The 25,033-nt window shown below is 45.8% G+C and carries 26 protein-coding genes and 4 tRNA genes; 12 read left to right on the forward strand and 18 right to left on the reverse strand.

All coding sequences use genetic code 11. From position 1 onward, the window contains the following. Positions 1–136: 136 nt before the first annotated feature. The 9 genes from rplA to GZK95_RS13680 all read right to left on the reverse strand — a co-directional run bounded on the left by rplA (position 137) and on the right by GZK95_RS13680 (position 4,315). Positions 137–838, reverse strand: a complete 702-nt coding sequence (gene rplA / locus GZK95_RS13640) for a 50S ribosomal protein L1 (protein WP_075715914.1) — start codon at positions 836–838, stop codon at positions 137–139. 4 nt (positions 839–842) lie between these two features. Beyond that, complete coding sequence (rplK, locus tag GZK95_RS13645; protein WP_075715915.1) at positions 843–1,271, reverse strand: 50S ribosomal protein L11; 429 nt, start codon at positions 1,269–1,271, stop codon at positions 843–845. Positions 1,272–1,415: 144 nt separating this feature from the next. Then, positions 1,416–1,964 (reverse strand): transcription termination/antitermination protein NusG, encoded by a 549-nt coding sequence (gene nusG / locus GZK95_RS13650; protein WP_075651604.1) that lies wholly within the window; start codon positions 1,962–1,964, stop codon positions 1,416–1,418. 13 nt (positions 1,965–1,977) lie between these two features. Then, on the reverse strand, positions 1,978–2,358 hold the full coding sequence (gene secE / locus GZK95_RS13655; protein WP_075651602.1) for a preprotein translocase subunit SecE: 381 nt from the start codon (positions 2,356–2,358) through the stop codon (positions 1,978–1,980). Positions 2,359–2,634: 276 nt separating this feature from the next. Then, positions 2,635–3,819, reverse strand: a complete 1,185-nt coding sequence (tuf, locus tag GZK95_RS13660; RefSeq protein WP_151148785.1) for an elongation factor Tu — start codon at positions 3,817–3,819, stop codon at positions 2,635–2,637. Between the two features lie 101 nt (positions 3,820–3,920). Beyond that, positions 3,921–3,996 (reverse strand) — tRNA-Thr (locus tag GZK95_RS13665). A 12-nt stretch (positions 3,997–4,008) separates the two neighbouring features. Further along, positions 4,009–4,083: transfer RNA gene (locus GZK95_RS13670), tRNA-Gly, on the reverse strand. A gap of 34 nt (positions 4,084–4,117) precedes the next feature. Further along, positions 4,118–4,202, reverse strand: a tRNA-Tyr gene (locus tag GZK95_RS13675). 37 nt (positions 4,203–4,239) lie between these two features. After that, positions 4,240–4,315 (reverse strand) — tRNA-Thr (locus GZK95_RS13680). 208 nt (positions 4,316–4,523) lie between these two features. On the opposite strand from GZK95_RS13680, the gene coaA reads away from it, so the two are divergent. Then, positions 4,524–5,447: a type I pantothenate kinase gene (coaA, locus tag GZK95_RS13685; RefSeq protein WP_075708819.1), complete on the forward strand. Its 924-nt coding sequence runs from the start codon at positions 4,524–4,526 to the stop codon at positions 5,445–5,447. 89 nt (positions 5,448–5,536) lie between these two features. Here the strand turns inward: coaA and GZK95_RS13690 are convergent, their stop codons facing one another. Continuing rightward, on the reverse strand, positions 5,537–5,962 hold the full coding sequence (locus tag GZK95_RS13690) for a DUF805 domain-containing protein (protein ID WP_075708818.1): 426 nt from the start codon (positions 5,960–5,962) through the stop codon (positions 5,537–5,539). A 22-nt stretch (positions 5,963–5,984) separates the two neighbouring features. Continuing rightward, on the reverse strand, positions 5,985–6,332 hold the full coding sequence (locus GZK95_RS13695) for a 5-carboxymethyl-2-hydroxymuconate Delta-isomerase (protein ID WP_075708817.1): 348 nt from the start codon (positions 6,330–6,332) through the stop codon (positions 5,985–5,987). A 255-nt stretch (positions 6,333–6,587) separates the two neighbouring features. Between GZK95_RS13695 and tpiA the strand changes: the two genes are divergently transcribed. After that, a complete protein-coding gene (tpiA, locus tag GZK95_RS13700) occupies positions 6,588–7,358 on the forward strand; it encodes a triose-phosphate isomerase (protein WP_075708816.1) in 771 nt (256 codons plus the stop codon). Positions 7,359–7,520: 162 nt separating this feature from the next. Further along, positions 7,521–8,864: an MATE family efflux transporter gene (locus GZK95_RS13705; protein ID WP_075716108.1), complete on the forward strand. Its 1,344-nt coding sequence runs from the start codon at positions 7,521–7,523 to the stop codon at positions 8,862–8,864. A 50-nt stretch (positions 8,865–8,914) separates the two neighbouring features. Here the strand turns inward: GZK95_RS13705 and rraA are convergent, their stop codons facing one another. The 3 genes from rraA to efp all read right to left on the reverse strand — a co-directional run bounded on the left by rraA (position 8,915) and on the right by efp (position 11,101). Continuing rightward, complete coding sequence (gene rraA / locus GZK95_RS13710; protein ID WP_075708814.1) at positions 8,915–9,433, reverse strand: ribonuclease E activity regulator RraA; 519 nt, start codon at positions 9,431–9,433, stop codon at positions 8,915–8,917. A 76-nt stretch (positions 9,434–9,509) separates the two neighbouring features. Further along, entirely contained in the window at positions 9,510–10,427 is a 918-nt protein-coding gene (locus GZK95_RS13715) for a 1,4-dihydroxy-2-naphthoate polyprenyltransferase (RefSeq protein ID WP_075708813.1), read from the reverse strand. Positions 10,428–10,534: 107 nt separating this feature from the next. Next, positions 10,535–11,101, reverse strand: coding sequence for an elongation factor P (gene efp / locus GZK95_RS13720; RefSeq protein WP_075708812.1), 567 nt, complete (start codon positions 11,099–11,101; stop codon positions 10,535–10,537). Between the two features lie 33 nt (positions 11,102–11,134). Between efp and epmB the strand changes: the two genes are divergently transcribed. Together epmB and GZK95_RS13730 are read left to right on the forward strand one after the other, a co-directional pair. After that, a complete protein-coding gene (epmB, locus tag GZK95_RS13725) occupies positions 11,135–12,157 on the forward strand; it encodes an EF-P beta-lysylation protein EpmB (RefSeq protein WP_075716107.1) in 1,023 nt (340 codons plus the stop codon). Between the two features lie 167 nt (positions 12,158–12,324). After that, positions 12,325–12,852: an MgtC/SapB family protein gene (locus tag GZK95_RS13730; RefSeq protein ID WP_075716106.1), complete on the forward strand. Its 528-nt coding sequence runs from the start codon at positions 12,325–12,327 to the stop codon at positions 12,850–12,852. Between the two features lie 63 nt (positions 12,853–12,915). On the opposite strand, the gene pfkA is transcribed toward GZK95_RS13730, so the two are convergent. The 3 genes from pfkA to GZK95_RS13745 form a co-directional block, all read right to left on the reverse strand. Then, on the reverse strand, positions 12,916–13,878 hold the full coding sequence (gene pfkA, locus GZK95_RS13735; protein WP_075708809.1) for a 6-phosphofructokinase: 963 nt from the start codon (positions 13,876–13,878) through the stop codon (positions 12,916–12,918). Positions 13,879–14,149: 271 nt separating this feature from the next. Further along, on the reverse strand, positions 14,150–15,058 hold the full coding sequence (gene fieF, locus GZK95_RS13740; protein ID WP_075716105.1) for a CDF family cation-efflux transporter FieF: 909 nt from the start codon (positions 15,056–15,058) through the stop codon (positions 14,150–14,152). A 98-nt stretch (positions 15,059–15,156) separates the two neighbouring features. Then, a complete protein-coding gene (locus GZK95_RS13745) occupies positions 15,157–15,645 on the reverse strand; it encodes a CpxP family protein (RefSeq protein WP_075708807.1) in 489 nt (162 codons plus the stop codon). A 183-nt stretch (positions 15,646–15,828) separates the two neighbouring features. Here GZK95_RS13745 and GZK95_RS13750 point away from each other — a divergent pair, with 183 nt between their 5' ends. The 4 genes from GZK95_RS13750 to trmL all read left to right on the forward strand — a co-directional run bounded on the left by GZK95_RS13750 (position 15,829) and on the right by trmL (position 19,204). Then, positions 15,829–16,512, forward strand: a complete 684-nt coding sequence (locus GZK95_RS13750; RefSeq protein WP_075716109.1) for a response regulator — start codon at positions 15,829–15,831, stop codon at positions 16,510–16,512. After that, on the forward strand, positions 16,512–17,894 hold the full coding sequence (gene cpxA / locus GZK95_RS13755) for an envelope stress sensor histidine kinase CpxA (protein ID WP_075716104.1): 1,383 nt from the start codon (positions 16,512–16,514) through the stop codon (positions 17,892–17,894). The genes GZK95_RS13750 and cpxA overlap by 1 nt, the downstream gene beginning before the upstream one ends. A gap of 88 nt (positions 17,895–17,982) precedes the next feature. Continuing rightward, positions 17,983–18,594, forward strand: coding sequence for a superoxide dismutase (locus tag GZK95_RS13760; protein ID WP_075716103.1), 612 nt, complete (start codon positions 17,983–17,985; stop codon positions 18,592–18,594). Positions 18,595–18,724: 130 nt separating this feature from the next. Further along, on the forward strand, positions 18,725–19,204 hold the full coding sequence (gene trmL / locus GZK95_RS13765) for a tRNA (uridine(34)/cytosine(34)/5-carboxymethylaminomethyluridine(34)-2'-O)-methyltransferase TrmL (protein WP_075708804.1): 480 nt from the start codon (positions 18,725–18,727) through the stop codon (positions 19,202–19,204). 56 nt (positions 19,205–19,260) lie between these two features. Here trmL and GZK95_RS13770 read toward each other — a convergent pair whose 3' ends face one another. Then, entirely contained in the window at positions 19,261–19,800 is a 540-nt protein-coding gene (locus tag GZK95_RS13770) for an FxsA family protein (RefSeq protein ID WP_075716102.1), read from the reverse strand. A gap of 176 nt (positions 19,801–19,976) precedes the next feature. On the opposite strand from GZK95_RS13770, the gene GZK95_RS13775 reads away from it, so the two are divergent. From GZK95_RS13775 to GZK95_RS13785, 3 genes are all read left to right on the forward strand, one after another. After that, complete coding sequence (locus GZK95_RS13775) at positions 19,977–21,866, forward strand: GGDEF domain-containing protein (protein WP_161987212.1); 1,890 nt, start codon at positions 19,977–19,979, stop codon at positions 21,864–21,866. A 224-nt stretch (positions 21,867–22,090) separates the two neighbouring features. Next, positions 22,091–23,539, forward strand: a complete 1,449-nt coding sequence (gene aspA, locus GZK95_RS13780; RefSeq protein WP_075716100.1) for an aspartate ammonia-lyase — start codon at positions 22,091–22,093, stop codon at positions 23,537–23,539. 152 nt (positions 23,540–23,691) lie between these two features. Further along, the gene (locus GZK95_RS13785; protein WP_075708800.1) at positions 23,692–24,999 is read left to right on the forward strand and encodes an anaerobic C4-dicarboxylate transporter; all 1,308 of its coding nucleotides are present in this window, start codon (positions 23,692–23,694) and stop codon (positions 24,997–24,999) included. The last annotated feature ends 34 nt before the right edge of the window (positions 25,000–25,033 follow it).

The raw sequence follows: 25,033 nt of genomic DNA on the forward strand, positions 1-25,033 counted from the left end.
ACACCTACGGTCTTGGACGGAGACTGGGTCATAATTCAAACTAAACTCACAAGTGAGTTTAACGAACCAAAGTTCAGCCCCAACCACAAATATTAGGCGCGAAATTATACACAAATTTCGCGCCTAAGCAAATAAATTAAGCTTGAGTGTTCAGAGTAGCCTGATCAACTGCAACGCCAGCACCCATTGTAGTAGAGATGCTTACTTTCTTCAGGAAAGTACCTTTCGCTGAAGATGGCTTAGCTTTCTTAAGAGCAACTAGAAGTGCTTCTAGGTTCTCTTTCAATTGTTCTGCGTCGAAAGACACTTTACCAATTGTTGTGTGAACGATACCGTTCTTGTCGTTACGGTAACGAACCTGACCAGCTTTAGCGTTCTTAACCGCTTCAGCAACGTTAGGAGTTACAGTACCAACTTTAGGGTTTGGCATAAGACCACGAGGACCTAGGATAGTACCTAGTTGACCAACAACGCGCATTGCATCTGGAGAAGCAACAACTACGTCGAAGTTCATTTCGCCCTTCTTAACTAGCTCAGCTAGATCTTCCATACCCACTAGGTCAGCGCCAGCTTCTTTAGCAGCTTCAGCGTTTGCACCTTGAGTGAATACAGCAACGCGGATATCACGACCAGTACCGTGTGGTAGTACAGTTGCACCACGTACGTTTTGGTCAGATTTACGAGCGTCGATACCTAGGTTAACAGCAACGTCTACAGACTCAACGAATTTAGCAGTTGCTAGTTCTTTTAGAAGAGCTACAGCTTCGTTGATTTCGTATTCTTTAGTTACGTCAACTTTTTCGCGGATTACGCGCATGCGCTTAGTAAGTTTTGCCATGTTCTTAACCCTCTACCACTAGGCCCATTGAACGAGCAGTACCCGCAATAGAGCGTTTCATCGCTTCGATATCAGCACCAGTCATATCAGCAGCTTTAGTTTCTGCGATTTCTTGGATTTGAGCTTCAGTTACAGTACCCACTTTTACAGTGTTTGGACGGCCTGAACCAGACTTAAGACCAGCAGCTTTCAGAAGAAGAGTAGCAGCAGGTGGAGTCTTAGTGATGAATGTGAAAGAACGGTCGTTGTAAACAGTGATTACAACTGGTGTTGGTAGACCTTTCTCTAGAGATTCTGTTTTTGCGTTGAACGCTTTACAGAATTCCATGATGTTAACACCGTGTTGACCTAGTGCAGGACCAACTGGTGGACTTGGGTTCGCCATACCAGCTGCAACTTGTAGCTTGATGTAAGCTTCAACTTTCTTAGCCATGATAATTCCTAAATTTGGGTTCTAGCGCTAATCCACTGATCAGCTCCCCGGTTATTACAAAACTCTTTACTTCAGGGAGAAGTAAAAAGGCGCGAAATTATAGTCATAATCCGCGCCTTAAACAAGCCTTTATAAGGTGTTTTTTTAATCAAGTTTTTCCACTTGACCAAATTCAAGCTCAACTGGTGTTGCACGACCAAAGATCGATACAGACACTTTCATGCGGCTCTTCTCGTAATCCACTTCTTCAACAGTACCGTTGAAGTCAGCAAATGGACCGTCAGTAACGCGTACCACTTCACCCGCTTCGTACATAGTACGTGGACGTGGAGCTTCACTCGCTTTCTCAAGACGGTTAAGAATCGCGTCAGCTTCCTTATCAGTGATAGGAGCTGGACGATCAGAGGTACCACCAATGAAGCCCATGACACGCGGAACACTGCGCACTAAGTGCCATGATTCATCGTTCATGATCATCTGAACAAGGACGTAACCTGGGAAGAACTTACGCTCTGACTTACGACGTTGTCCAGCGCGGATTTCCACTACTTCTTCAGTAGGGACAAGTACTTCACCGAATAGCTCTTCCATAGCATGCATTTTGATATGCTCACGTAGAGACTGAGCTACACGACCTTCAAATCCAGAAAAGGCTTGAACTACATACCAGCGTTTTTTAGGAGCTTCACTCATGTAAATAAACCCTCTATACCCCAGTTACTAGAGCTACCAAACGAACCATAATGCCGTCGATACCCCATAGTGCTAGAGCCATTACAATACTTACAGCTAGAACGATCAGTGTGGTTTGCAAAGTTTCTTGACGCGTTGGCCAAACCACTTTACGAACTTCCATGCGAGATTCTTTCGCAAATGCGATCGCAGCTTTACCTTTCGTTGTTGTAGCAGCAACACCAAGTGCAGCAGCAATAAGAACAACAACACCTGCAGCGCGAACCACTACAGACATATCACCATACAGGTAATTACCCACAACAGCGGCAGTTAGCAGAACAAAAGTGATAATCCACTTAAAGATATCTGCGCCATTTGAGCTTTCAGGAGTTTCAGCATTATTTGCTTTCATAAAACCAACCTGTCACAAGTCTTAATATAGACGACAACAACCCCGCTGTTGCAGGGCAAATCCATGAAACGGCAATTTAAATTAATTGACGCACTCTTTTTTTTGAGTGAGCAACAAGTTTTCACTCAAAAAAATCCTGCTAAACATCTGCTTGGACAAGAAATCAGCAAACATTATGTCTTGTGCAGAAAAAGGGCATCAAATGATGCCCTTTTTGCTACTGGTTCGTCAAATCTTATTCAAAAGATTTTCCGAAGATTTCGTTAATTCTATGAATTATTCGAAGATCTTAGCAACAACACCAGCACCTACTGTACGGCCACCTTCACGGATCGCAAAACGTAGACCTTCGTCCATTGCGATTGGTGCGATTAGCTCAACAGTCATTTGGATGTTGTCGCCTGGCATTACCATTTCTACGCCTTCTGGTAGAGAGATATCACCAGTTACGTCAGTTGTACGGAAGTAGAACTGTGGACGGTAGCCTTTGAAGAATGGAGTGTGACGACCACCTTCATCTTTAGACAGTACGTATACTTCTGATTCGAACTTAGTGTGTGGAGTGATTGAACCAGGCTTAGCTAGTACTTGACCACGTTCAACTTCATCACGCTTAGTACCACGTAGAAGTGCACCAACGTTCTCACCAGCACGACCTTCGTCAAGAAGCTTACGGAACATCTCAACACCAGTACAAGTAGTAGTTGTAGTATCTTTGATACCAACGATTGCTACTTCGTCACCTACGTTTAGGATACCGCGCTCGATACGACCAGTTACTACTGTACCACGACCTTGGATTGAGAATACGTCTTCGATAGGCATTAGGAATGGCATATCGATTGCACGCTCAGGTTCTGGGATGTAAGTGTCTAGTGCTTCAGCTAGTTCTACGATCTTAGCTTCCCACTGCTCTTCGCCGTTTAGTGCGCCTAGTGCAGAACCTTGGATAACTGGTAGGTCATCACCTGGGAAGTCGTATTCAGATAGAAGTTCACGAACTTCCATTTCTACTAGCTCTAGAAGCTCTTCATCATCAACCATGTCACATTTGTTCATGAATACGATGATGTAAGGGATACCAACCTGACGGCCTAGTAGGATGTGCTCACGAGTTTGTGGCATTGGACCATCAGTTGCAGCAACTACAAGGATACCACCGTCCATCTGTGCAGCACCAGTGATCATGTTTTTAACATAGTCAGCGTGTCCTGGACAGTCTACGTGTGCGTAGTGACGAGTTGGAGTGTCGTACTCTACGTGTGAAGTAGAGATTGTGATACCGCGCTCACGCTCTTCTGGAGCGTTATCGATAGATGCGAAGTCACGAGCAGCACCGCCGTAAACTTTTGCAAGAGTAGTACAGATAGCTGCAGTTAGAGTTGTTTTACCGTGGTCAACGTGGCCGATAGTACCAACGTTTACGTGCGGTTTTACACGTTCAAATTTTTCTTTAGACATGAGTTGTCCCTCTAGGTACGGATTTAAGTGGCGCAAAAGACCACGTAACCAAACTTATTGGTGATTAGTATATATCAAAAGGAAAATTTTGCTTTGAGAGCTGGTGCTGATACCCAGAGTCGAACTGGGGACCTCATCCTTACCAAGGATGCGCTCTACCGCCTGAGCTATATCAGCAACAATTGTGATTGGAGCGGGCAGCGGGAATCGAACCCGCATCATCAGCTTGGAAGGCTGAGGTAATAGCCATTATACGATGCCCGCACACGTAACTCTTCGAGCTATTTCCTAAAGAATATGGTGGAGGGGGACGGATTCGAACCATCGAAGGCAGTGCCGGCAGATTTACAGTCTGCTCCCTTTGGCCACTCGGGAACCCCTCCAAATTTTTTAGCCATTCTCACTACTAACTGGAGAGAATGGTGCCGACTACCGGAATCGAACTGGTGACCTACTGATTACAAGTCAGTTGCTCTACCTACTGAGCTAAGTCGGCATAAGTGGTGCGCATTCTATTGAATGATTTTCTAGCTTGCAATAGCTAAATCAAAAAAAGTAATTTTTTTGCCTAGATTCCGCTCATTTGCTGAAATTTCGCACAGTTTTAGCGAGAAAATAGTGAATCTCATCGGCTAGTGATTTGCTTTCTGGTTCGCTTGATGTATTTTCGCAATCTTAGAGCGATAAAAACCGTTGGGAAAACTATGACGCCATACCTCTCTTTTGATCGGCAACAGTGGGCTGAGCTGCGCAACTCAGTGCCTATGACTTTGTCCGAAGCAGACTTGAAAGAGCTGCAAGGGGTCAATGAAAACCTAACCATGGAAGAGTCGGTAGAAATCTACTTACCCCTCGCGCGTTTGCTCAACCTTTATATCGCCGCACGACAGAGTCGTAATTCCGTGTTGCAAAACTTTTTGGGTGCCACCAACACGGCGCCGCCTTTTATTATCGGTATCGCTGGTAGTGTTGCGGTAGGCAAAAGTACCACCGCTCGCCTGTTAAAAGCTTTGCTATCTCGTTGGCCTGACCACCCGAAAGTCGAACTGGTGACGACCGATGGCTTCCTCTACCCTAAGAAAGTACTGGATGAGCGCGGAATAATGCACCGAAAAGGCTTCCCAGAGTCCTACGATATCAAACGCTTGGTTGAGTTTGTCTCCGACATAAAAGCTGGTAAACCAAACTTACAAGTGCCCGTCTACTCACACATCACTTATGACATCACAGATGAAGTGAAGGTTGTTGATCGCCCAGATGTTTTGATTATTGAAGGGTTAAACGTACTGCAAAGCGGGATGGATTACCCTCAGGATCCCCATCGGGTATTTGTTTCTGACTTTCTCGACTTTACTCTCTACGTCGATGCCGATACCGATACCATTCAAAATTGGTACATTGAACGCTTTTTGAAGTTCCGCCAAGGCGCCTTTACGAAACCTGGCTCTTACTTTAGTCACTATACACAATTGAGTGAAGATGAGGCGGTGGCGAAGGCTCGCTCAATTTGGCGCAGCATCAACGGTATAAACCTTGAGGAAAATATTCTGCCGACCAAAGGGCGCGCTCAACTGATTTTGAAAAAAGGTGCTAACCATTTGGTCGAGGAAATACTGTTACGTAAGTAAAACTGTACTATTTTCACCCCGACTTTCAGTAAATAGTAAAAGAGCAAGCATTGACGCTTGCTCTTATTTGTTTGCCTTAAGGTGACGTTCTAACGAGGCTCTGGGCCATACTGATTGTTGCCCGACTGACCTTTCATAAAGCCACATTCGATCAGAATCCACACTCCACACACCAATGCCGCCAATGAAGTCAGCATCTGCAAGGTCGTGGTGTCCACTGGTACGCCTGGATCCGCGGTAGGTACAGTCATACGACCAACCACCACCGGAATATTAAGCAATAACCACCAGCTCGACTTCCCACGGTCATGCCAACGTTTTGCCGTTATCGCCAAATCCGGTACCAATACAAAGAGCAAAAACACCGGAAAAATCAGGTAGGCACTGGCTGGGAACAAGCTGTTTATCCCGATACCAAAACCAAAAATCATCAAGTAGTAGAATAGGTTCCAAGTCCAGTAAACTTTCCGCCCTATACGCCCCTGAAAGGAAAACAGTAACTCTTTAATCGACATCTTACACACCTAAAAATCGTGGCTAATTGACCACTTTTTGAAAACACTCTCGATCCATATCACGTATGTTGACGGTTAAACTGTAAATATGCGCTGCTTGTTGCTGCAGCACTGCCATTAACATGCGCGACAGTTCGCGCTTTTGCTCGGCACTGCGTCCGTCTAACAACTCAAACGTAATATGAATAAAATCTACACTATCAGCTTCATCACCAATCAGCCAGTCGTGATAGCGACGCGCACGTGACTTAAGCGATGGCGCATCAAACAAACCTGATTGTATGGCAGCTTGATGTAGATCTTCCAACAAGCGTTGAATATTTACGCGCTCTTCCACGGAATTAGAATACTCCATTACTAAATGTGGCATAACGTCCCCTGTCTATCACCGATTTAGAAGGCACTAATACCAATTTCCCCAACGAATGCCGAGTGAGTTGCTATCATTCTGTCTAGGAGATCACTGATAGTCATAGAGTGAATGAATGTTTAGATAAATGTTTCAAGCCATCGATCAAATCCTAAATAAGAAATGATGCGGGTCATGATCTGAGAGATTTATTCTGTTATATTCTTACGTAGATTTTTTACATTAACGCTTTAATTTAAATATGGAGATATTCCTATGCGTCGTCCTGTAGTGATGGGTAACTGGAAACTTAATGGCAGCAAAGCAATGGTGAAAGAGCTGCTGACTGGTCTTAACGCTGAACTTGAAGGCGTTGAAGGTGTTGACGTGGCAGTCGCGCCACCAGCACTTTACATCGACCTAGCTGAGCGCGTAATCGCTGAAGGCGGTAACAAGATCATCCTTGGCGCACAAAACACTGACCTAAACAACAGCGGTGCGTTCACTGGCGATATGTCTCCAGAAATGCTGAAAGACTTTGGTGCTACTCACATCATCATCGGTCACTCAGAGCGTCGTGAGTACCACGAAGAATCTGACGAGTTCATCGCGAAGAAATTCGCTTTCCTAAAAGAGAACGGTCTAAAACCTGTTTTCTGTATCGGTGAATCTGAAGCGCAAAACGAAGCAGGCGAAACTGAAGCAGTTTGTGCACGTCAAATCAACGCAGTTATCGACGCGTACGGTGTTGAAGCACTAAACGATGCAATCATCGCATACGAGCCAATCTGGGCTATCGGTACTGGTAAAGCAGCAACAGCTGAAGATGCACAACGCATCCACGCTTCTATCCGCGCACTAATCGCAGCGAAAGATGCAGCAGTTGCAGAACAAGTAATCATCCAATACGGCGGCAGCGTTAAACCAGAAAACGCAGAAGCTTACTTCTCACAACCAGACATCGACGGTGCTCTAGTTGGTGGTGCTTCTCTAGACGCTAAGAGCTTTGCGGCTATCGCTAAAGCGGCAGCTAAAGCGAAAGCTTAATTTTCGATTTCATTTTCGAAAATACACGCTAAGGTCAGCTTCGGCTGGCCTTTTTGTTATCTGATGATCCGCGCTAACGGATTACGGCAAAATAACGACTTCACCCTATCCCCATCGTAGTGAATCAAGTATTCTACGCTTTTACCCCAGTTAGACTAAGTTATGCACGACAAACACGGCCTACTGACCGGCTCTATTCCTAAAGTGCTACGCCAAATGACCATCCCTATGACGATGGGTATGATCGCTATCTTAATGTTTAACTTGGTCGATACCTTTTTTATCTCCCTATTGGGTACCCAAGCCCTAGCTGCCGTCAGTTATACCTTCCCAGTCACCTTTACCGTAAACTGCATCACCATGGGAATTGGTATTGGATTATCAACCAATATCGGTCGCCTACTTGGGCAACGCCAAGCTCAAGATGCTGCGCGCTTTACTAGCCATGGCTTACTGCTCGCTATTATGCTCGTCACACTAGCATCTACACTGGGCTTATTGACCATTGAGCCACTATTCCTCGCCCTTGGCGCAGAAGCGGCACTGATCCCTTTGATCAAACAGTATATGGTGATTTGGTACTTCTCGATTCCATTGTTGGTCATACCAATGGCAGGCAACAGCGCGATTCGTGCCACTGGCGATACCAAAACCCCGGCCAAGATCATGATGCTCGCTGGTCTGATTAATGGTGTGCTCGACCCGTTATTGATCTTCGGTTACGGTCCATTCCCTGAATTAGGCATCCAAGGCGCAGCGATAGCCAGCGCCGTCAGTTGGTTCGGCGCATTAATCGGTTCACTTTACGTGCTGATAAAACGCGAAAAATTATTGGCTTGGCCAAATTTCGCCTTTGTCATCGAAGATTGCAAAATGATCCTCAAAATTGGCACCCCAGCAGGGCTATCCAATGCAATGTCTCCCCTCTCGGGAGCGCTACTGATGATGATTCTCTCAACACACGGCACCTCTGTGGTCGCCGCTTATGGCGCCGCGCAGCGCATTGAGTCTATCCTTATCTTAGTTTTAATGTCACTCACCTCAGCGCTTACGCCATTTATGGCGCAAAATTTTGGTGCCGATAACCCAGAGCGCAGCTTCGCGGGTTTGTTTTTAAGCATGCGCTTTGCTATCGCATTCCAATTAGTGATCTTTATTATGATGGTACCACTGAGCATTCCGCTTTCAGCAATGTTCTCCCAAGAGCAAGCCGTGCAAAACCAATTGTGGCATTACCTAATCGTGGTGCCTTTTAGTTATGGTTTTCAGGGGATTATGATGATGTTGGTCTCTGGACTAAATGCCTTGCATCAACCCATCAAAGCCTTTCAGTGGAGTGCAATGCGATTGTTCCTGTTCACGCTACCTTTAGCTTGGCTTGGTGGGATGATCTATAGCGTTGAAGGGGTGCTCTTTGGTATTGCGGCGGGAAATATTCTCGGCGGCACTTTAAGCTACTTATACGCACTTCGATTACGTCAGCAATATCGTCAGCTTTCAGTGTAGTGACCATTTGTCAGTCGATTAAAAAAGCCAGCATTACGCTGGCTTGTTTATTAAATATCTTCGACTTCATCGTCATCTAAATCAAGGTCGATATTGAGTGGCTCTTGGGAAAGAATGACACCAGTATTGTCTGCGTAGAGATAGTCTTCTGGGATAAAGGTAACGCCGCCAAAGTTGACTGGGATATCGACTTCCCCCTCTCCTCGCCCTGTTGCACCAACGGGAATGGATGCTAAAGCTTGAATACCGATGCTCATGTCTTCAAGTTCATCGACCTCACGGACACAACCATAGACTACGATGCCTTCCCATTCATTCTCTTCAGCCAACGCTGCTATTTCAGCATCAACTAAGGCGCGACGAAGCGAGCCACCACCATCAATGAGTAATACTCGACCTACGCCATCTTGCTCAAGAATTTCGCGGATAATGCCGTTATCCTCAAAACATTTTACTGTCGTGATTTGACCCGCAAACGAGGCGCTGCCACCAAAGTTACTAAACATTGGCTCCACCACATCAACTTGGTCTAAGTAGATATCGCATAATGCTGAAGTATTGTATTCCATCGCATTCATTCTCATAGCATTGGTCGTATAAATCGAGTATATCCAGTCACTTTGTCATTGCAATGACAAGCTGAAATTAACTCACCAGAGTTTGAGCTATAACCACTCCTGCAAACAACAAGTTGGTTACCAGAGAGCACTTAACCACAACAGGCATCATAGGTGCAATCTGCGCAGGTTGCTCTGCGAGCCATACAGCTCGCCCATGCTTAAACGTCACCATTAAGCTCAATAAAAACGGCAACATTACCCAAATTGGTGAAGGTTGTAGCAGTAGATAGGCAATAAATGCTGCAACAGCCCCCGCCAGCAAGATAAAGTGATATTGCTTAGCGCGCTTTTGTCCCAAACGAACCGCTACCGTTCGCTTTCCACAACGTTCATCGTTCTCAATATCACGCATGTTATTGATATTCAGTACCGCAACAGCGAGTAAGCCACACCCTATTGCTGGCAGAATAAGCGAGAGATCAACAATACCTGTGTGAAGGAAATAAGTCCCTGCGACCCCTAACAAACCGAAGAAAGTAAACACGGAAATATCACCGAGTCCTACATAGCCATACGGTTTGTTACCCACGGTATAAGCAATAGCAGCGCCAATTGCGAGTAGACCTAAGCCCATAAAGGCCAGTATGCTTTCCCAGCTGTTCAGTGCGTGTAGCACCAGCACTAAACCCGCCACCATCGTCAATATAACGTTCACGATAATGGCTTGTTTCATTGTCTTTGGTGTCACAGCACCAGATTGAATTGCCCTTGTCGGACCTAAGCGAGCTTCGTTGTCGGTTCCTTTGACTGCATCTCCATAATCATTCGCCAGATTCGATAAGATCTGTAGTAGTGTCGCAGTAATAAATGCCAATACCGCAACCGATAGAGAAAAATGGTGGCTCGAGAACGCCAAAACACTACCAGTCAAAATAGAGACTAGCGCCAACGGCAAGGTTTTAGGGCGAGCGGCATCAAGCCAAATTTGCAGCGTCTGTTTCATGCTCTTCAGTTTAATGAGATATCCAATAGTAGGAATTGTGTCATATCAAAGTTAGCAGAAAAATAAAAAAGGCCACCGAAGTGACCTTTTTTATTTTTAAGCGGCGATTATTTTACGCGGCTTACGTATTCAGCTGTACGAGTGTCAACTTTGATCACTTCGCCAATTGCAATGAATAGTGGTACGCGAACTACTGCACCAGTTGATAGTGTTGCTGGCTTACCACCTGTACCTTGGGTATCACCTTTTAGACCTGGATCTGTCTCAACAACTTCTAGTTCAACGAAGTTTGGTGGTGTAACTGCGATTGGGTTACCGTTCCAAAGTGTTAGCATACAAGTGTTGTTTTCTACCAACCATTTAGCGTTTTCGCCTACTGCTTTCATATCTGCAGCAATTTGCTCAAACGTTTCGTTGTTCATAAAGTGGTAGAATTCGCCATCGCTGTATAGGTAATCTAGATCGATATCCATTACGTCAGCCACTTCAACAGTGTCGCCAGACTTGAATGTTTTCTCTAGAACTTTACCTGAAAGCAGCTTACGGATTTTAACGCGGTTGAATGCTTGACCTTTACCTGGTTTTACATACTCATTTTCGAGAATGACACAAGGCTCGTTATCAAGCATAATTTTAAGACCGCCTTTGAATTCATTCGTGCTAACAGTAGCCATTTTTTCCTCTTACCATTCTTCGAGTTAAATTTAATGCCGCACATCATAACCCGAAATGCCGATTCTGTTGAGCAAAACTGGCTCAAACAGCTAGCGAATGGGATCTCTGATCCTGCAAAACTGCTAGAACAACTGGAAATTGATCCTTCACCATGGCAACACGGATTTGAAGCGAGAACGCTTTTTGCACAGCGTGTGCCGCAAAGTTTTGTCGATAGAATGGAAAAAGGCAATGCTTTTGATCCGCTTTTACGCCAAGTTCTGCCCTTATCAGAAGAATTTGCGGTACATGAGGGGTACTCTACCGATCCTTTAGAAGAACAAGACAATCCAGTTCCGGGATTGCTACACAAATATCGTAACCGTGCCCTAATGATTGTCAAAGGTGGCTGTGCCGTAAACTGCCGCTACTGTTTCCGTCGCCATTTCCCTTATCAAGACAATAAAGGCAGCAAAGCCATTTGGCAAAACAGCCTTGATTATCTCGCCAACCATCCTGAGCTTAATGAAGTGATCCTCTCTGGTGGTGATCCACTGATGGCGAAAGATGATGAGTTACGCTGGCTTATTACTCGGATTGCTGCGATTCCTCATATTAAGCGTCTACGGATTCACTCTCGCTTGCCAGTCGTGATCCCAGCTCGAGTCACTGAAGAACTGATTGATATCCTAAGTGCCACGCGCTTACAGGTGGTACTCGTTACTCATATCAACCACGCCAATGAGGTGAATCAAGAACTGAAAGTGCAGACTGCTCGCCTCAAACAAGCGGGCGTCACGCTGCTTAATCAAGGGGTGCTACTCAAGGGCGTCAACGACTCAACTGCTGCTTTGGTCGCATTAAGTGAAGCGCTGTTCGACGCAAACATTCTGCCGTACTACTTGCACGTTCTCGACAAAGTACAAGGCGCAGCACACTTTTTCGTCAGCGACCAAGAAGCCAAACAATTAATGGCGGGGTTAATTGAGCAGGTCTCAGGTTATCTCGTGCCAAAGTTAACCCGTGAAATTGGCGGGCGAGCCAGCAAAACACCACTTGATTTACACTTAGAGTAACGCACAGATTGCTCAAGTCGCGCGTATAAAAGAACAATGACCATGAAGATCAAAACTCATCACTAGCGATGACTCACTCAACAAGCTAAATTTATCTTAAGTAACACGATCTTTTGTTCGCCAGCCTGTGCAATTGCAAGGATACTCCGCCCATTTGGGAGGTAACTATGCCAACAAATCTCGCCCACCTGCTCGACTTAGGCCCTTTTAGTTGGGCTGGCTTACTTTGCTGTGCCTTAAATGGCGTCTTGATTGGTGTCGAGCGCCAAACCCGAGGCAAGCCCGTTGGGATTCGTACCTCTATTTTGGTTATCTCTGGAACCTACTTCTTTATGTCAATGGCGGTGTCATTGTCACCCAATACGTTGGATCAGGCTCGCGTGCTGGGGCAAATCATTACGGGAGTAGGGTTTCTTGGCGCCGGTGTGATGATGACCCAAGATGGCAAAATTCATGGTGTCACTTCCGCTGCCGTTATATGGGTACTGGCGGCGTTAGGTATGATGATAGGTCTGGGCTATATGCAGCAATCGGTGCTGATAACATTACTTGCTTTAAGCGTGCTACTCGGCGTAGACAAAGCGGAAAATCGCATCCAAGCACTGCGCCGCGGTGTGCATAAAACCTTTCAAAATCGAGCCATGCCGAGTCGGGCAAAATCGATTGAAAAAAACAAGAGCGACAAAATTATCTAACACGCTTTAGAGACAAAAAAACCACCTCAAAAGGTGGTTTTTTTTACTGTCCGAGCGTGGAGCTTAGAATAGCTCTTCAGCGACTTGATACAAGTCATTACGCACTGGGCGTTTCATGTTCTCGATGGCATCAATGATGTCGTGGTGAACAAGTTGCTCTTTCACGATACCTACACAACGACCACCTTGGCCTTGTTGTAGAAGGTGTACCGCATAGTTACCCATGCGAGACGCAAGTACACGGTCAAATGCCGTTGGGCGGCCACCGCGTTGAATATGACCAAGAACCGTTGCGCGAGTCTCACGACCCGTAGCCGCTTCAATCTCTTTCGCTAATTCGTTAGCATCCATCATCAGCTCAGTAAGCGCGATGATTGCGTGTTTCTTACCTTTTTCGATGCCGTCTTGGATGTTGCCAATCAGCTTCTCTTTGTCTAGACCAGTTTCTGGAGTGATGATGTATTCACAACCACCAGCAATCGCAGACATTAGCGTTAGATCGCCACAGTGACGTCCCATGATCTCAACGATCGAGATACGTTGGTGAGATGAAGAAGTGTCGCGCAGACGGTCGATAGCATCAATAACAGTGTTTAATGCAGTCAGGTAACCGATAGTGTAATCTGTACCCGCAATATCGTTGTCGATAGTGCCTGGTAGACCGATACATGGGTAGCCCATTTCTGTTAGCTTTTTCGCACCCATGTAAGAACCATCACCACCGATAACAACCAATGCATCAATGTCATGCTTCTTCAGGTTTTCGATCGCTTGCTCACGAACGGCTACATCTCTAAATTCTGGGAAACGCGCAGAGCCTAGGAATGTACCGCCTTTGTTGATCACATCAGACACGCTAGAGCGGTCTAATTTCACGATACGATCTTCATAAAGACCTAGGTAGCCATCGTATACACCGTATACTTCTAGCCCTTCAGATAACGCCGTACGTACAACACCGCGAATTGCTGCGTTCATACCAGGTGCATCACCACCACTCGTTAAAACACCGATCTTCTTAATCATGCTCACCCTCGATTTTTGGGAATCTTGTTTCAAATTTTACGTTAGAGGCTTACAGAAAAGCCGCTGATCAAATTCGTTAGCTGTGCAATATGTTACCTTGCCTTGATAGGAATACTACTTTTATTTGCACGAAATTATGTAAGTTTTCTACTTATGTAAGAGTATTACAGTTTTGCTCATTAACTTTGTTGATACATATCAGTATCACGTTTATTTGTCGCATCGTTGAAAAGATAGTCAATCCACCGCCACTGTCCAATCAAAACCCGCCTTACCAGTCTGCTGATTTTTGTAAACGCTCTGAGGTATGTACCACGGAGAATGGGTCTTGATGGATAAGGATATCGGCTTGTGGGAATGCTGCCAGTAAAGCTATCTCTACTTGGTCAGAAATTCGATGCGCCTCTATTAATTTCAATTCATCTTCCAACTCTAAATGAAGTTGAATAAAACGTACCGGACCAGACATACGAGTTCGTAACTGATGCACACCAAGCACACCTTCAACCTGTAAGCAAACCTGTTTGATTTTCAGTAATTCTTCCTCAGGCAACTGGCGATCAAGCAGCGTTTGAATCGCTTCATTAACCATCTTAAATGCACTAAACAAAATATAGCCGCCGATAGCGACAGCAAAGACGGCATCCGCCTGACCGAAGCCAAACCAGCTCAGTCCAAGGGCAATCATAATGGCGCCATTCATGTATAAGTCGGTTTGGTAATGCAATGAATCCGCAGCAATCGCCTGACTGCCCGTTTTGCGCACCACACTTTTTTGAAAGCGAACTAACGCAAATGTCACCACGATGGCCAAAAAGCTGACATAAACCCCTAGCTCTGGCGATTGCAACTCATGCGGCCTAAAGAAACGCTCAATACCATTTAGAATCAGGAATACAGCTGAACCGGAAATAAACATCGCTTGCGCGAGAGCAGCTAAAGACTCGGCTTTACCATGCCCAAAACGGTGCTCTCTGTCGGCAGGTTGAAGAGAATAGCGAATCACAACGAGGTTGACGACGGATGCCGCAATATCGAGCATCGAGTCTATTAATGAAGCGAGCAGACTTACCGAGCCAGTAATCCACCAAACTGCTAGCTTGATGATAAGTAAAAAGGTCGCTACTAAGGTCGCAGCCCACGCCGCGATGGTGACTAGCTTTGCGTAATCGTGTTTCATTGCACTTTGTTAATCATTTGCCATGCGGCAATTATAACCAGTGAAGTGAATAAGCAACAAGGCAGCCAGATGGCTGCCTTAAGAATTGTAACAACTACTTAGCTGCGTTTTTGATGTTTCTCAGCACACTTTTCCATGCGCTCTTTGCTCAACTCAACAAACTTCGTTTTTTGCTCAGGAGTTAAGATGCTAAGCATCTGATGCTGCTTCTCTAGCATCTTCACTTTACGTTCAGTTTGCTTCTCAACCATCTGTTTTGCTAGGTCATTAGCTGCCGCTTGATCAAAATTGTCCGCCAATACAAGTTGCTGCACTTGCTCATGGTGTGCTTGACGCTCCGCTTTGCGCGCTTCGAAGTTCGCTTGATAATTTTCTTTCATCTGCGCTTTGTTCGCTTCACGCATCTCTTTTAGCTGTTCTTTTTGTGCATCGGTTAGGTCAAGCTGCTTCATCATGCCGCGATCCATACCACCTTGGCAGTGCCCACCTCTGTGTTCGCCTTTACCACCAAATGCGAATGCGCTTGCTGACGCAAATGCTAGTGGAACAACCGCCGCAGCCAAAACAAGTTTCTTAACAGTTTTCATAATCTCTACCTTTTAAGTGTGTTAGTGAGGCTGCGATTGCAGCGCTTGAATATAGATTAGTTGGCTGGGCGTAAATTGGCGTCTAGAGAGCGTAAAGATACGTAAAGAGCAAAAATTACGCTAATGCTTGGCAGCAATAACCAGTAATATACTTGAGGTAACGCTTATATGAAGGGCAACACAATGGCGCATATCTTACTGATTGATGATGATACTGAACTGACCAGCCTACTTAATGAGGTTCTTAGTTTTGAGGGCTTTACCGTTTCTGAAGCCAATGATGGCGAAGCAGGATTGATGGCACTGAACAAAGATATCGATCTGATCTTGCTTGATGTGATGATGCCCAAGTTAAATGGCACCGAAACCCTAAAACGTATCCGCGAGAAATGGGAAACCCCTGTGTTAATGCTTACCGCCAAAGGGGAAGAGATTGACCGTGTTATCGGTTTAGAACTCGGCGCAGATGATTACCTACCCAAGCCATTTAGCGATAGAGAGTTGCTGGCGAGAATTCGCGCCATCTTGCGCCGCACACAAAATACTACCAGCAAATCGAGCGATTGCCTTGAGTATCAAGATATCAAAGTCTACCCGGGCAAACAGGAAGCGTACTGCCAAGAACAGCTGATTGATTTGACCACAACCGAGTTTGCCCTATTGAGCCACTTTATTGCCCACCCCGGCGCCACCATCACCAAAGAAGAGTTAAGCTTAGATGTGCTTGGTAAGCGATTGGCCGCCTTTGATCGCGCTATCGATATGCATGTTTCCAATTTGCGTAAAAAGCTGCCTGAGCGTAGCGATGGAAAGCCTAGAATCAAAACACTTCGAGGGCGTGGCTACTTATTGATGGAGGAAGATTGATGCGCTTACCGCGTTTCACTAGCCTATATGGGCGTATTTTTGCGATTTTTTGGCTCACCATGTTGTTGGTGGTGATTGCCGTACTCACCTTGCCACATCTTGATCCACGCAAACCACACGCTATTCCTGCCGAGAGTTACAAACAAATGCAACGGTTTGCCACTCATATTGAGCAGCGTTATCAAAGTGAAACGAATTTCCAACGATTACTGCGCCGGATTGCCGCCGATCGTCCGTCGCCTCGCGATCCTAAACCCCGTTACTTCTTAACCGATCTCGATGGCAATATTGTCAGCATTCAAAAGCAGCGTGATTTTAAGGTGCGAGCCTTACAAAATTTGATCTCGACAATTGAGTCTGCCGATGAGCCCAAACAAAGGTTGTACGGCCATTTTATGGTGGCAGGTCCCGTTCCTGTTACATTAGCCAATCAACCGCTGCATATGTACATCTCTTTTAAGTGGGATGAGCCGCCACCATTTCTATTACGTTTATTTGACCACCCTCTGCAACTTCTGTTAACCGTGATGGCTGTCAGCACGCCATTTCTGTTGTGGCTTGCTTGGGCATTGAGTCAACCTGCACGTAAATTAGAACGGGCAGCAAAACGAGTCGCCAAAGGTGAGTTTATAGCCGATCCCAGCTTAGAAAAAGGGACCTCGGAGTTTCGTCAAGCAGGAACGGCTTTTAACCAAATGGTGCAAGACGTCAATCATATGATTTCCGGCCAACAGCGCCTGCTATCTGATATTTCCCATGAGTTACGCTCTCCCCTAACCCGCTTGCGAATGGCGACAGCCCTCGCAACACGCAAGCAGGGAGAAAGCCCAGAGTTAAGCCGTATCGACACTGAAGCACAGCGTCTAGAACAAATGATTGCAGAGCTATTGGAGCTGTCTCGTACGCAACTCGATAGCCACACCGACCGTGAACAGCAACCACTCTCAAGTTTATGGGAAGCGATCCTCAGTGATGCTCAATTTGAAGCCGAGCAAATGGGGAAAACACTCACTTACTCAGCAATCCCTGAACGAAAGATCTCAGGTAAACCAAAATTATTAATGAGTGCGCTCGACAACATTGTTCGCAACGCCATTCTCTATGGTAAAGATCAGATTGAAGTCTCGATCACTGCTGAGCGAGAACAAGTGATCATTCTCGTTGATGACAATGGTGAGGGCGTTCCCGAACAAGAACTTGAAGCTATTTTCCGTCCTTTCTATCGTGTCTCAACCGCGCGAGACCGAGTAAGCGGTGGCACCGGACTTGGTCTTGCGATAACTCAAACCGCCGTGCGTCAGCACAGTGGCAGTATTGAAGCGATTCGAAGTCCACTGGGCGGTTTACGCGTAAAAATTTGCCTTCCTCTCGTATTTGAGTAACGTAAGGCACCAATACCCTTACAAACAGACAGTTGATAATCGATCTCATTATCATTTAAAGTAAATCCTTCAACAAGGAGGATTTACAATGTCACATCAATTTCCCGAACTCCCATACGCCTATGACTCCTTAGAGCCATATATTGACGCCAAAACCATGGAAGTGCACTACAGCAAACACCATCGCACATACTACGATAAATTTATTGCCGCCATCGCGGGAAGTGATTTAGAAACCACCAGCTTAGAAGCCATTTTCGCCAACATCTCTCAACTGTCTCCTGCTGTGCGCAATAATGGCGGTGGCTACTACAACCATATCCTTTACTGGCATTGTATGGCTCCCAACGGTGGTGGTCAGCCAAGCGGGAACTTAGCCGAAGCGATTGAAAATACGTTTGGTGGCCTAGCCAGCTTCAAAGAGCAGTTCACTCAAGCCGCGATCAATACCTTTGGTTCGGGTTTTGTCTGGCTAATCGTTAAAAATGGCGAACTGGCGATCGTTTCAACCCCTAATCAAGACAATCCGCTAATGGATGTGGCTTCCACACAAGGAGAACCTATCTTGGCCCTAGATGTGTGGGAACATGCCTACTACATCAGTTACCAAAACCGCCGCCCTGAATACATTGATGCTTGGTGGAACGTGGTCAACTGGCCTGCGGTTGAGGCAAACTACAGCAAAGCACTAGATCGCTAAGCACTTCACATAGCGAACAAGTAACTTAGCGGTGGTTAGCTGACACCGCTAAATACTCACGCACTATCCCGCCCCTCTTTACATCCTGTTATACTCGAAGCAACTTTCTTTGATGACACCGTTAGATTCCATGTTTGATATCGCTCTATACGAACCTGAAATTGCACCAAATACTGGCAATATTATTCGACTTTGCGCCAACTGTGGCGCCAACTTGCACCTTATTGAACCTTTAGGTTTTGATTTGGAAGAGAAAAAGGTCCGTCGTGCAGGATTGGACTACCATGACCTAGCGCGAGTAAAGCGCCACAAAAACCTGCAAGCTTTCTTAGATTACTTAAATGACGAGCGTGAAGGTCAGTACCGCATTTTCGCTTGTACGACTAAGACGACTGGCCACCATACCGATGCCCAGTTCCAAGCAGGAGATGTGTTGATGTTTGGACCTGAAACCCGTGGCCTTCCGGCAGAAGTAATTGAAAACCTGCCCATGGAACAGCGTATTCGTATTCCAATGATGCCAGATGCACGCAGCTTGAACTTGTCCAATGCTGTGGCAATCATTGCTTATGAAGCTTGGCGTCAAATGGGATTTAACGGTGCACAATAAGCCCCTTTAATAACGTCAAAAGGGCGCCTCGGCGCCCTTAAATCATCATATCGACACTACTTTAACTTAGGTCGATCATTGTCATCGTCATCTTTGCGCTCGTATTCGCCTTCAAACGTATTGCCCTGATCGTCGCGTTGATCGAATGGATTACGCTGAAATGGGTCGTTATCAAAGCCATTCTGCCCACCAAAACCACCTTGGTTGCCAAAACTGCCGTGAAAACCACCACCCACTGACTTCACCACCATTTTGCTCATCAAGTACTTGGCGATAGCCGCACGAGGAGCAGGTAGCAGCACAAGCATACCTAATGCATCAGTCATAAACCCAGGCGTTAACAACAATACGCCAGCCACTGCTAACATGACGCCTTCAAAAATCTGTTGAGCAGGTAACTCACCCTGCTGAAGACGATTCTGCACATTGAGCAAGGTTTGCAAACCTTGGCTGCGAACCAGTGATGCCCCAACAAAGGCAGTAATCAACACAAGAGCAATCGTCGGCCAAAGGCCAAGAAATCCGCCTACTTGAATAAATAAGCCGATTTCAATAATCGGGACTAAGATAAACAGTAAAAGTAAAATAGGAAACACATGACCTCCTTTTGTTTTGAACACATTAGCGTTAAGTGTGCCTGACCACAACTGTTTCCAATCAAGAGTTATCACAAATCGTGACTAGCCAATTTAACCAGAATGGTCTACGGTATATAGAGTTATAGCGCGAGCGTATAAAATTAATGAAAAGACTGGTGCGCATAAGCAGAAATATGCTGGTCTTGTGGTTGGGTTTAACACTGATCCCTTTGCTGTACTACTGGTACGTCAGTTCGAAAACACAAGACGAAATGTACAAGCAACTGCAAACTCAAGGCTTGCAGTTTTTGTCGTTTGTTGACGAAAGAGCGCAGGTTATCTATTCAGAAATCGAGAAAACGACTTACGAAATAAGCCACTCTTCTCTATTGCATGATTTTGCTCACTCCAATGATCCTCGCTTAAAAGATTACCTAGAAAAGCAGTGGTATATCGCCTCACTTAACTCATCTCGCTTTGACCAGTTGCGCTTTATTGATATGCGAGGCGATGAAGTGATCCGAGTCGATTACCCTAACGGCAGTGAGCAGCCGCATATCGTTACCGAAGCACAACTGCAAAACAAAGCCCATCGAGATTATTTCCTTAAGTCACAGCAACTCAAAACGAACCAAACTGGCTATGTCGGCATTGATTTAGAGTATGAACACGGGAAAGTGGTTCTGCCATACAAACCCGGCTTTCGAATCATCTACCCTCTCGACTACATTCATAAGAGTCACACCGAACGGCTCGGTTATTTTGTCGCTAACTTAGATGTACTGCAGTTAATCGACGAAATCACTCAAAACACACAAAACCTACCCGTCGACTTTATTGATCAAGCGGGTTTTTATCTGCTTAGCACTCGCACGGATAAGTTATTTGGTCACTTAATCAATGAGCGCGAGCACCACCAGATAGGTAAGGAGTTCCCTGCGCTGTGGAAGCTAATTCAAAGCCAACCTGCCGCTGGCAGTTATCTTGCTGATGATGGATTATATGTTTATCGAACCGTACAAACTCCTTTGTTCAACCATGTTAGCGGCCTGACATTAGTCACCTTTTACCCACAGAGCTTGTTTGCTAAAGGCGGGGCGGCAAGGTTTGAGTTGTTGCTGCTTGAAGTGGGTATTATCTGGCTGGCTCTTGGGTTAGGTGCCGGCATTTTTACTATGATGTTTGAAACCTACCGCCGGAGTAAAATCGATCACGCTTTTACCAACCTATTGGTTGAAAGTAGCAGTGCAATTGTTCTCACCGACAGCCACTTTAACATTCTTAGAGCCAACCATCGCTTTCTTGAACTAACGGGCTACCATCATGAACAGCTACTTGGCGAGCAGCTCAAGCATTTGCAACTCTTACCCATTTCCACTCGCAAGTTAACCAAAACTCTTCAAACAAAACGCTACTGGAAAGGCAGTATCGAACTACGCAATGCTAATCAAGACCAACTCAGTTGTGAGTTAGAAATTCGTCCACTGGATCCCCAGCAAACTGACATCCACTACTTTGTCCATTCGTTCACTGATATTAGCGTGCATCGCAAAAAGATTGCCGAACTACAAACATTAAGTGAGTGCGACAGCGCCACCAACTTATGGAATAAAGCAAAATTTGAAGTTTTACTCAGCGAGCAAGCGAAACTGATCTCTCGTTATAAAAATCATCCGCCTAGTTGTCTCGCGATCATTGATATTGATGACTTCAAGTCAATCAATGACTCTCGCGGCCATGCGTTTGGCGATCAAGCGATCCTATTTGTCAGCAGTAAACTACGCCAGATAATGCGTGATAGTGATGTGATTGGTCGTATTGGCGGCGATGAGTTTGCCATGATCATCCAGCACGTTGATGCCGAGAAAGCGCAAACACTTATGCGTCGTGTAAATCAAGAAATAGCCAGATGGACGGAGTACCCTATCAGCATCAGTGTCGGCATCGCACCAATCACCGATAAGTGGCGAGAAAGCTATGAAAGAGCGGATAATGCGCTCTATCACGCCAAAGCAAGTGGAAGAAATTGTGTCGTTACTCATGGCATTAACAATGTCACCTCTATTGATCATCACTCTGCTTAACAACTATTGAGTCAGATAATGAAGTGCATCAAATTGATGAAATGTTTTTCATGACTTTGACCTAAATAGTGATCCAGTTACTATTTTTAAGAACTAGGTGCAGTATCATGTGCTACATAACAGTCAGGACGGATTTCAGCCAACATTTCTGGCGAATGGATTCTTAATTTCAGAATTGGCATGACACGAGCTTAATTTGATAATAATTAATAAAGGATCCACCTATGGCTACCCTATCTGAAGCTACATCAGCGAACGCTGCTACTCGCATCGAAGAAGATCTACTGGGTCAACGTCACGTACCGGCAGATGCCTACTACGGTATTCACACTCTGCGCGCAATCGAAAACTTCAACATTTCAAACAACACCATTTCCGATGTGCCTGAATTTGTTCGCGGTATGGTCATGACTAAAAAAGCAGCCGCTCTAGCAAACAAAGAGTTGGGTGCAATTCCAAAAGAAGTTGCGAATTACATCCTTGAAGCATGTGACCTCATTCTTGAAACTGGCAAGTGCATGGATCAGTTCCCTTCGGACGTATTCCAAGGTGGTGCTGGCACATCAGTAAACATGAATACCAACGAAGTCATTGCTAACGTTGCGCTAGAGCTGATGGGCAAAGAAAAAGGCCAATATCAGTTTATCAATCCAAACGATCACGTAAACAAGAGCCAATCAACCAACTGTGCTTACCCTACTGGTTTCCGCATTGCTGTTTTCAATAGCGTGCACAAACTGATGGACGCGATTGAGTACCTAAAAGGGGCATTCGAACTCAAAGCACAAGAGTTCAAAGGCGTGCTAAAAATGGGACGTACTCAGTTGCAAGATGCGGTTCCAATGACGGTTGGTCAAGAGTTCCACGCTTGGGCTGTAACGTTGAATGAAGAGATTCGCGCACTTGATTACACCTCAAAATTACTGCTTGAGATCAACTTGGGTGCCACGGCAATCGGTACAGGTCTAAACGCACCAACCGGTTACCAAGGTCTTGCAGTGAAACACCTTGCTGAAGTGACAGGATTGGAAGTGGTACCTGCAGAAGATTTGATTGAAGCAACTTCTGACTGTGGTGCTTATGTAATGACCCACGGCGCTCTAAAACGCCTAGCCGTGAAACTATCGAAAATCTGTAACGATTTGCGTCTGCTTTCTTCTGGTCCTCGCTCTGGTCTTAACGAGTTGAACCTACCTGAGCTACAAGCCGGTTCTTCAATTATGCCAGCGAAAGTAAACCCAGTGATTCCTGAAGTCGTCAACCAAGTGTGCTTTAAAGTACTTGGTAACGACAACACCATCTCATTTGCAGCGGAAGGCGGTCAGCTTCAGCTAAACGTGATGGAGCCAGTGATTGCTCAAAGTATGTTTGAGTCAATCTCACTGCTACACAACGCATGTGTCAATCTACGTGACAAGTGTATTGATGGTATTACCGTTAACAAAGAGATCTGTGAGAACTACGTTTACAACTCTATCGGTATCGTTACCTACCTAAACCCATACATCGGTCACCATGAAGGCGATATCGTCGGCAAGATTTGTGCGGAGACAGGAAAGAGTGTCCGCGAAGTCGTTTTAGACCGCGGATTACTCACCGCAGAAGAGCTCGATGAGATCCTTTGCGTTGAAAACTTCATGCATCCAACGTATAAAGCCAAGCGTTACGAATAACAAATATTACAAGGGTCCCGTGAGGACCCTTTTTTAACGCCCCAATTTGGGCGTATTAAGTCGACTCATGGCGTCACGACGCTTTTTTTGAACACCTTTGTTCAAACAGCTAACGCCATGAATTAAAAAATAAAATACATGAGGGTCATATTATGGTAGCAGTCGAACTGTTCGTCGTTCTGCTCTTTATCTTTTTAGGAGCGAGAATCGGAGGGATTGGAATAGGCTTTGCAGGCGGAGCGGGGGTTATCGCTTTGTCACTGGGTTTAGGTGTCCCTACCAGTCAAGCTTATATTCCAGTTGATGTTATTTTAATCATTATGTCAGTTATCACCGCGATTGCCGCAATGCAAGTGGCAGGCGGTATGGACTGGTTAGTGCAAGTGGCGGAAAATTTTCTACGCAAAAACCCAAAGCGAATTACCTTTTACGCGCCGATTGTCACTTTCCTAATGACATTAATGGCGGGGACAGGGCATACCGCATTTTCAACACTGCCGGTCATCGCTGAAGTTGCAAAAGGGCAAGGCGTTCGTCCGTCTCGTCCGCTCTCTATCGCAGTGATAGCCTCACAAATCGCGATCACTGCCTCGCCTATCTCTGCAGCGGTTGTCGCATTTGCGGCGATGCTAGCACCTGTCGGCGTAGATTATCTCACCCTACTCGCGGTGTGCATTCCAACGACGTTTATCGCTTGTATGATTGGCGCATTCGTGGCGAACTTTATGGGACGCGAACTCAAAGACGACCCTATTTATCAGCAACGATTAGAACAAGGTTTAATCAAGCTAGCCAGTGAAGAAAAGCGCGAACTGCTACCCACAGCAAAAACCGCAACCTACATCTTTCTTGCCGCTATCGGATTAGTGGTTTGCTACGCTGCGGCAATTTCGAACTCAATTGGTTTGATCGATAACCCGGCTCTTGGTCGCAACGAAGCTATCATGACGGTAATGTTAGCGGCTGCGGCGCTGATTGTGCTAATCACCAAAATTGACGCCAACCAGATCCCTGCTGCTAGCACTTTCCGCTCAGGTATGACGGCTTGTGTTTGTGTGTTAGGTGTTGCATGGCTAGGCGCGACTTTCGTTAATGCGCATGTCGATGGCATTAAAGAGTTCGCTGGAGAGCTATTGGCCGACTACCCGTGGATGCTGGCACTGGTGCTATTCTTCGCATCAATGTTACTTTACTCGCAAGGCGCAACAACCGTCGCTCTAATGCCTGCAGCATTGGCGATCGGTGTCGCACCATTAACAGCAGTCGCCTCATTTGCTGCGGTAAGCGCTCTATTTGTCCTACCGACATACCCAACACTATTAGCTGCCGTCGAGATGGATGACACAGGATCCACACGAATTGGTAAGTATGTATTCAATCACCCGTTCTTTATTCCTGGTGTTGTCACCATAAGCTCTGCTGTTGCACTGGGCTTTGCCTTCGGCGGAATGGTGATTTAACTCTGTCATATGAGTTTAAAAATGGCGCAAAGGC

This window comes from Vibrio panuliri, assembly GCF_009938205.1.
Lineage (GTDB): Bacteria > Pseudomonadota > Gammaproteobacteria > Enterobacterales > Vibrionaceae > Vibrio > Vibrio panuliri.

Excerpts from the sequence above, each read along its gene's own strand:
- rplA (WP_075715914.1), bottom strand. The coding sequence starts at position 838 with ATGGCAAAACTTACTAAGCGCATGCGCGTAATCCGCGAAAAAGTTGAC.
- rplK (WP_075715915.1), bottom strand. The coding sequence starts at position 1,271 with ATGGCTAAGAAAGTTGAAGCTTACATCAAGCTACAAGTTGCAGCTGGT.
- nusG (WP_075651604.1), bottom strand. The coding sequence starts at position 1,964 with ATGAGTGAAGCTCCTAAAAAACGCTGGTATGTAGTTCAAGCCTTTTCT.
- secE (WP_075651602.1), bottom strand. The coding sequence starts at position 2,358 with ATGAAAGCAAATAATGCTGAAACTCCTGAAAGCTCAAATGGCGCAGAT.
- tuf (WP_151148785.1), bottom strand. The coding sequence starts at position 3,819 with ATGTCTAAAGAAAAATTTGAACGTGTAAAACCGCACGTAAACGTTGGT.
- coaA (WP_075708819.1), top strand. The coding sequence starts at position 4,524 with ATGACGCCATACCTCTCTTTTGATCGGCAACAGTGGGCTGAGCTGCGC.
- GZK95_RS13690 (WP_075708818.1), bottom strand. The coding sequence starts at position 5,962 with ATGTCGATTAAAGAGTTACTGTTTTCCTTTCAGGGGCGTATAGGGCGG.
- GZK95_RS13695 (WP_075708817.1), bottom strand. The coding sequence starts at position 6,332 with ATGCCACATTTAGTAATGGAGTATTCTAATTCCGTGGAAGAGCGCGTA.
- tpiA (WP_075708816.1), top strand. The coding sequence starts at position 6,588 with ATGCGTCGTCCTGTAGTGATGGGTAACTGGAAACTTAATGGCAGCAAA.
- GZK95_RS13705 (WP_075716108.1), top strand. The coding sequence starts at position 7,521 with ATGCACGACAAACACGGCCTACTGACCGGCTCTATTCCTAAAGTGCTA.
- rraA (WP_075708814.1), bottom strand. The coding sequence starts at position 9,433 with ATGGAATACAATACTTCAGCATTATGCGATATCTACTTAGACCAAGTT.
- GZK95_RS13715 (WP_075708813.1), bottom strand. The coding sequence starts at position 10,427 with ATGAAACAGACGCTGCAAATTTGGCTTGATGCCGCTCGCCCTAAAACC.
- efp (WP_075708812.1), bottom strand. The coding sequence starts at position 11,101 with ATGGCTACTGTTAGCACGAATGAATTCAAAGGCGGTCTTAAAATTATG.
- epmB (WP_075716107.1), top strand. The coding sequence starts at position 11,135 with ATGCCGCACATCATAACCCGAAATGCCGATTCTGTTGAGCAAAACTGG.
- GZK95_RS13730 (WP_075716106.1), top strand. The coding sequence starts at position 12,325 with ATGCCAACAAATCTCGCCCACCTGCTCGACTTAGGCCCTTTTAGTTGG.
- pfkA (WP_075708809.1), bottom strand. The coding sequence starts at position 13,878 with ATGATTAAGAAGATCGGTGTTTTAACGAGTGGTGGTGATGCACCTGGT.
- fieF (WP_075716105.1), bottom strand. The coding sequence starts at position 15,058 with ATGAAACACGATTACGCAAAGCTAGTCACCATCGCGGCGTGGGCTGCG.
- GZK95_RS13745 (WP_075708807.1), bottom strand. The coding sequence starts at position 15,645 with ATGAAAACTGTTAAGAAACTTGTTTTGGCTGCGGCGGTTGTTCCACTA.
- GZK95_RS13750 (WP_075716109.1), top strand. The coding sequence starts at position 15,829 with ATGGCGCATATCTTACTGATTGATGATGATACTGAACTGACCAGCCTA.
- cpxA (WP_075716104.1), top strand. The coding sequence starts at position 16,512 with ATGCGCTTACCGCGTTTCACTAGCCTATATGGGCGTATTTTTGCGATT.
- GZK95_RS13760 (WP_075716103.1), top strand. The coding sequence starts at position 17,983 with ATGTCACATCAATTTCCCGAACTCCCATACGCCTATGACTCCTTAGAG.
- trmL (WP_075708804.1), top strand. The coding sequence starts at position 18,725 with ATGTTTGATATCGCTCTATACGAACCTGAAATTGCACCAAATACTGGC.
- GZK95_RS13775 (WP_161987212.1), top strand. The coding sequence starts at position 19,977 with ATGCTGGTCTTGTGGTTGGGTTTAACACTGATCCCTTTGCTGTACTAC.
- aspA (WP_075716100.1), top strand. The coding sequence starts at position 22,091 with ATGGCTACCCTATCTGAAGCTACATCAGCGAACGCTGCTACTCGCATC.
- GZK95_RS13785 (WP_075708800.1), top strand. The coding sequence starts at position 23,692 with ATGGTAGCAGTCGAACTGTTCGTCGTTCTGCTCTTTATCTTTTTAGGA.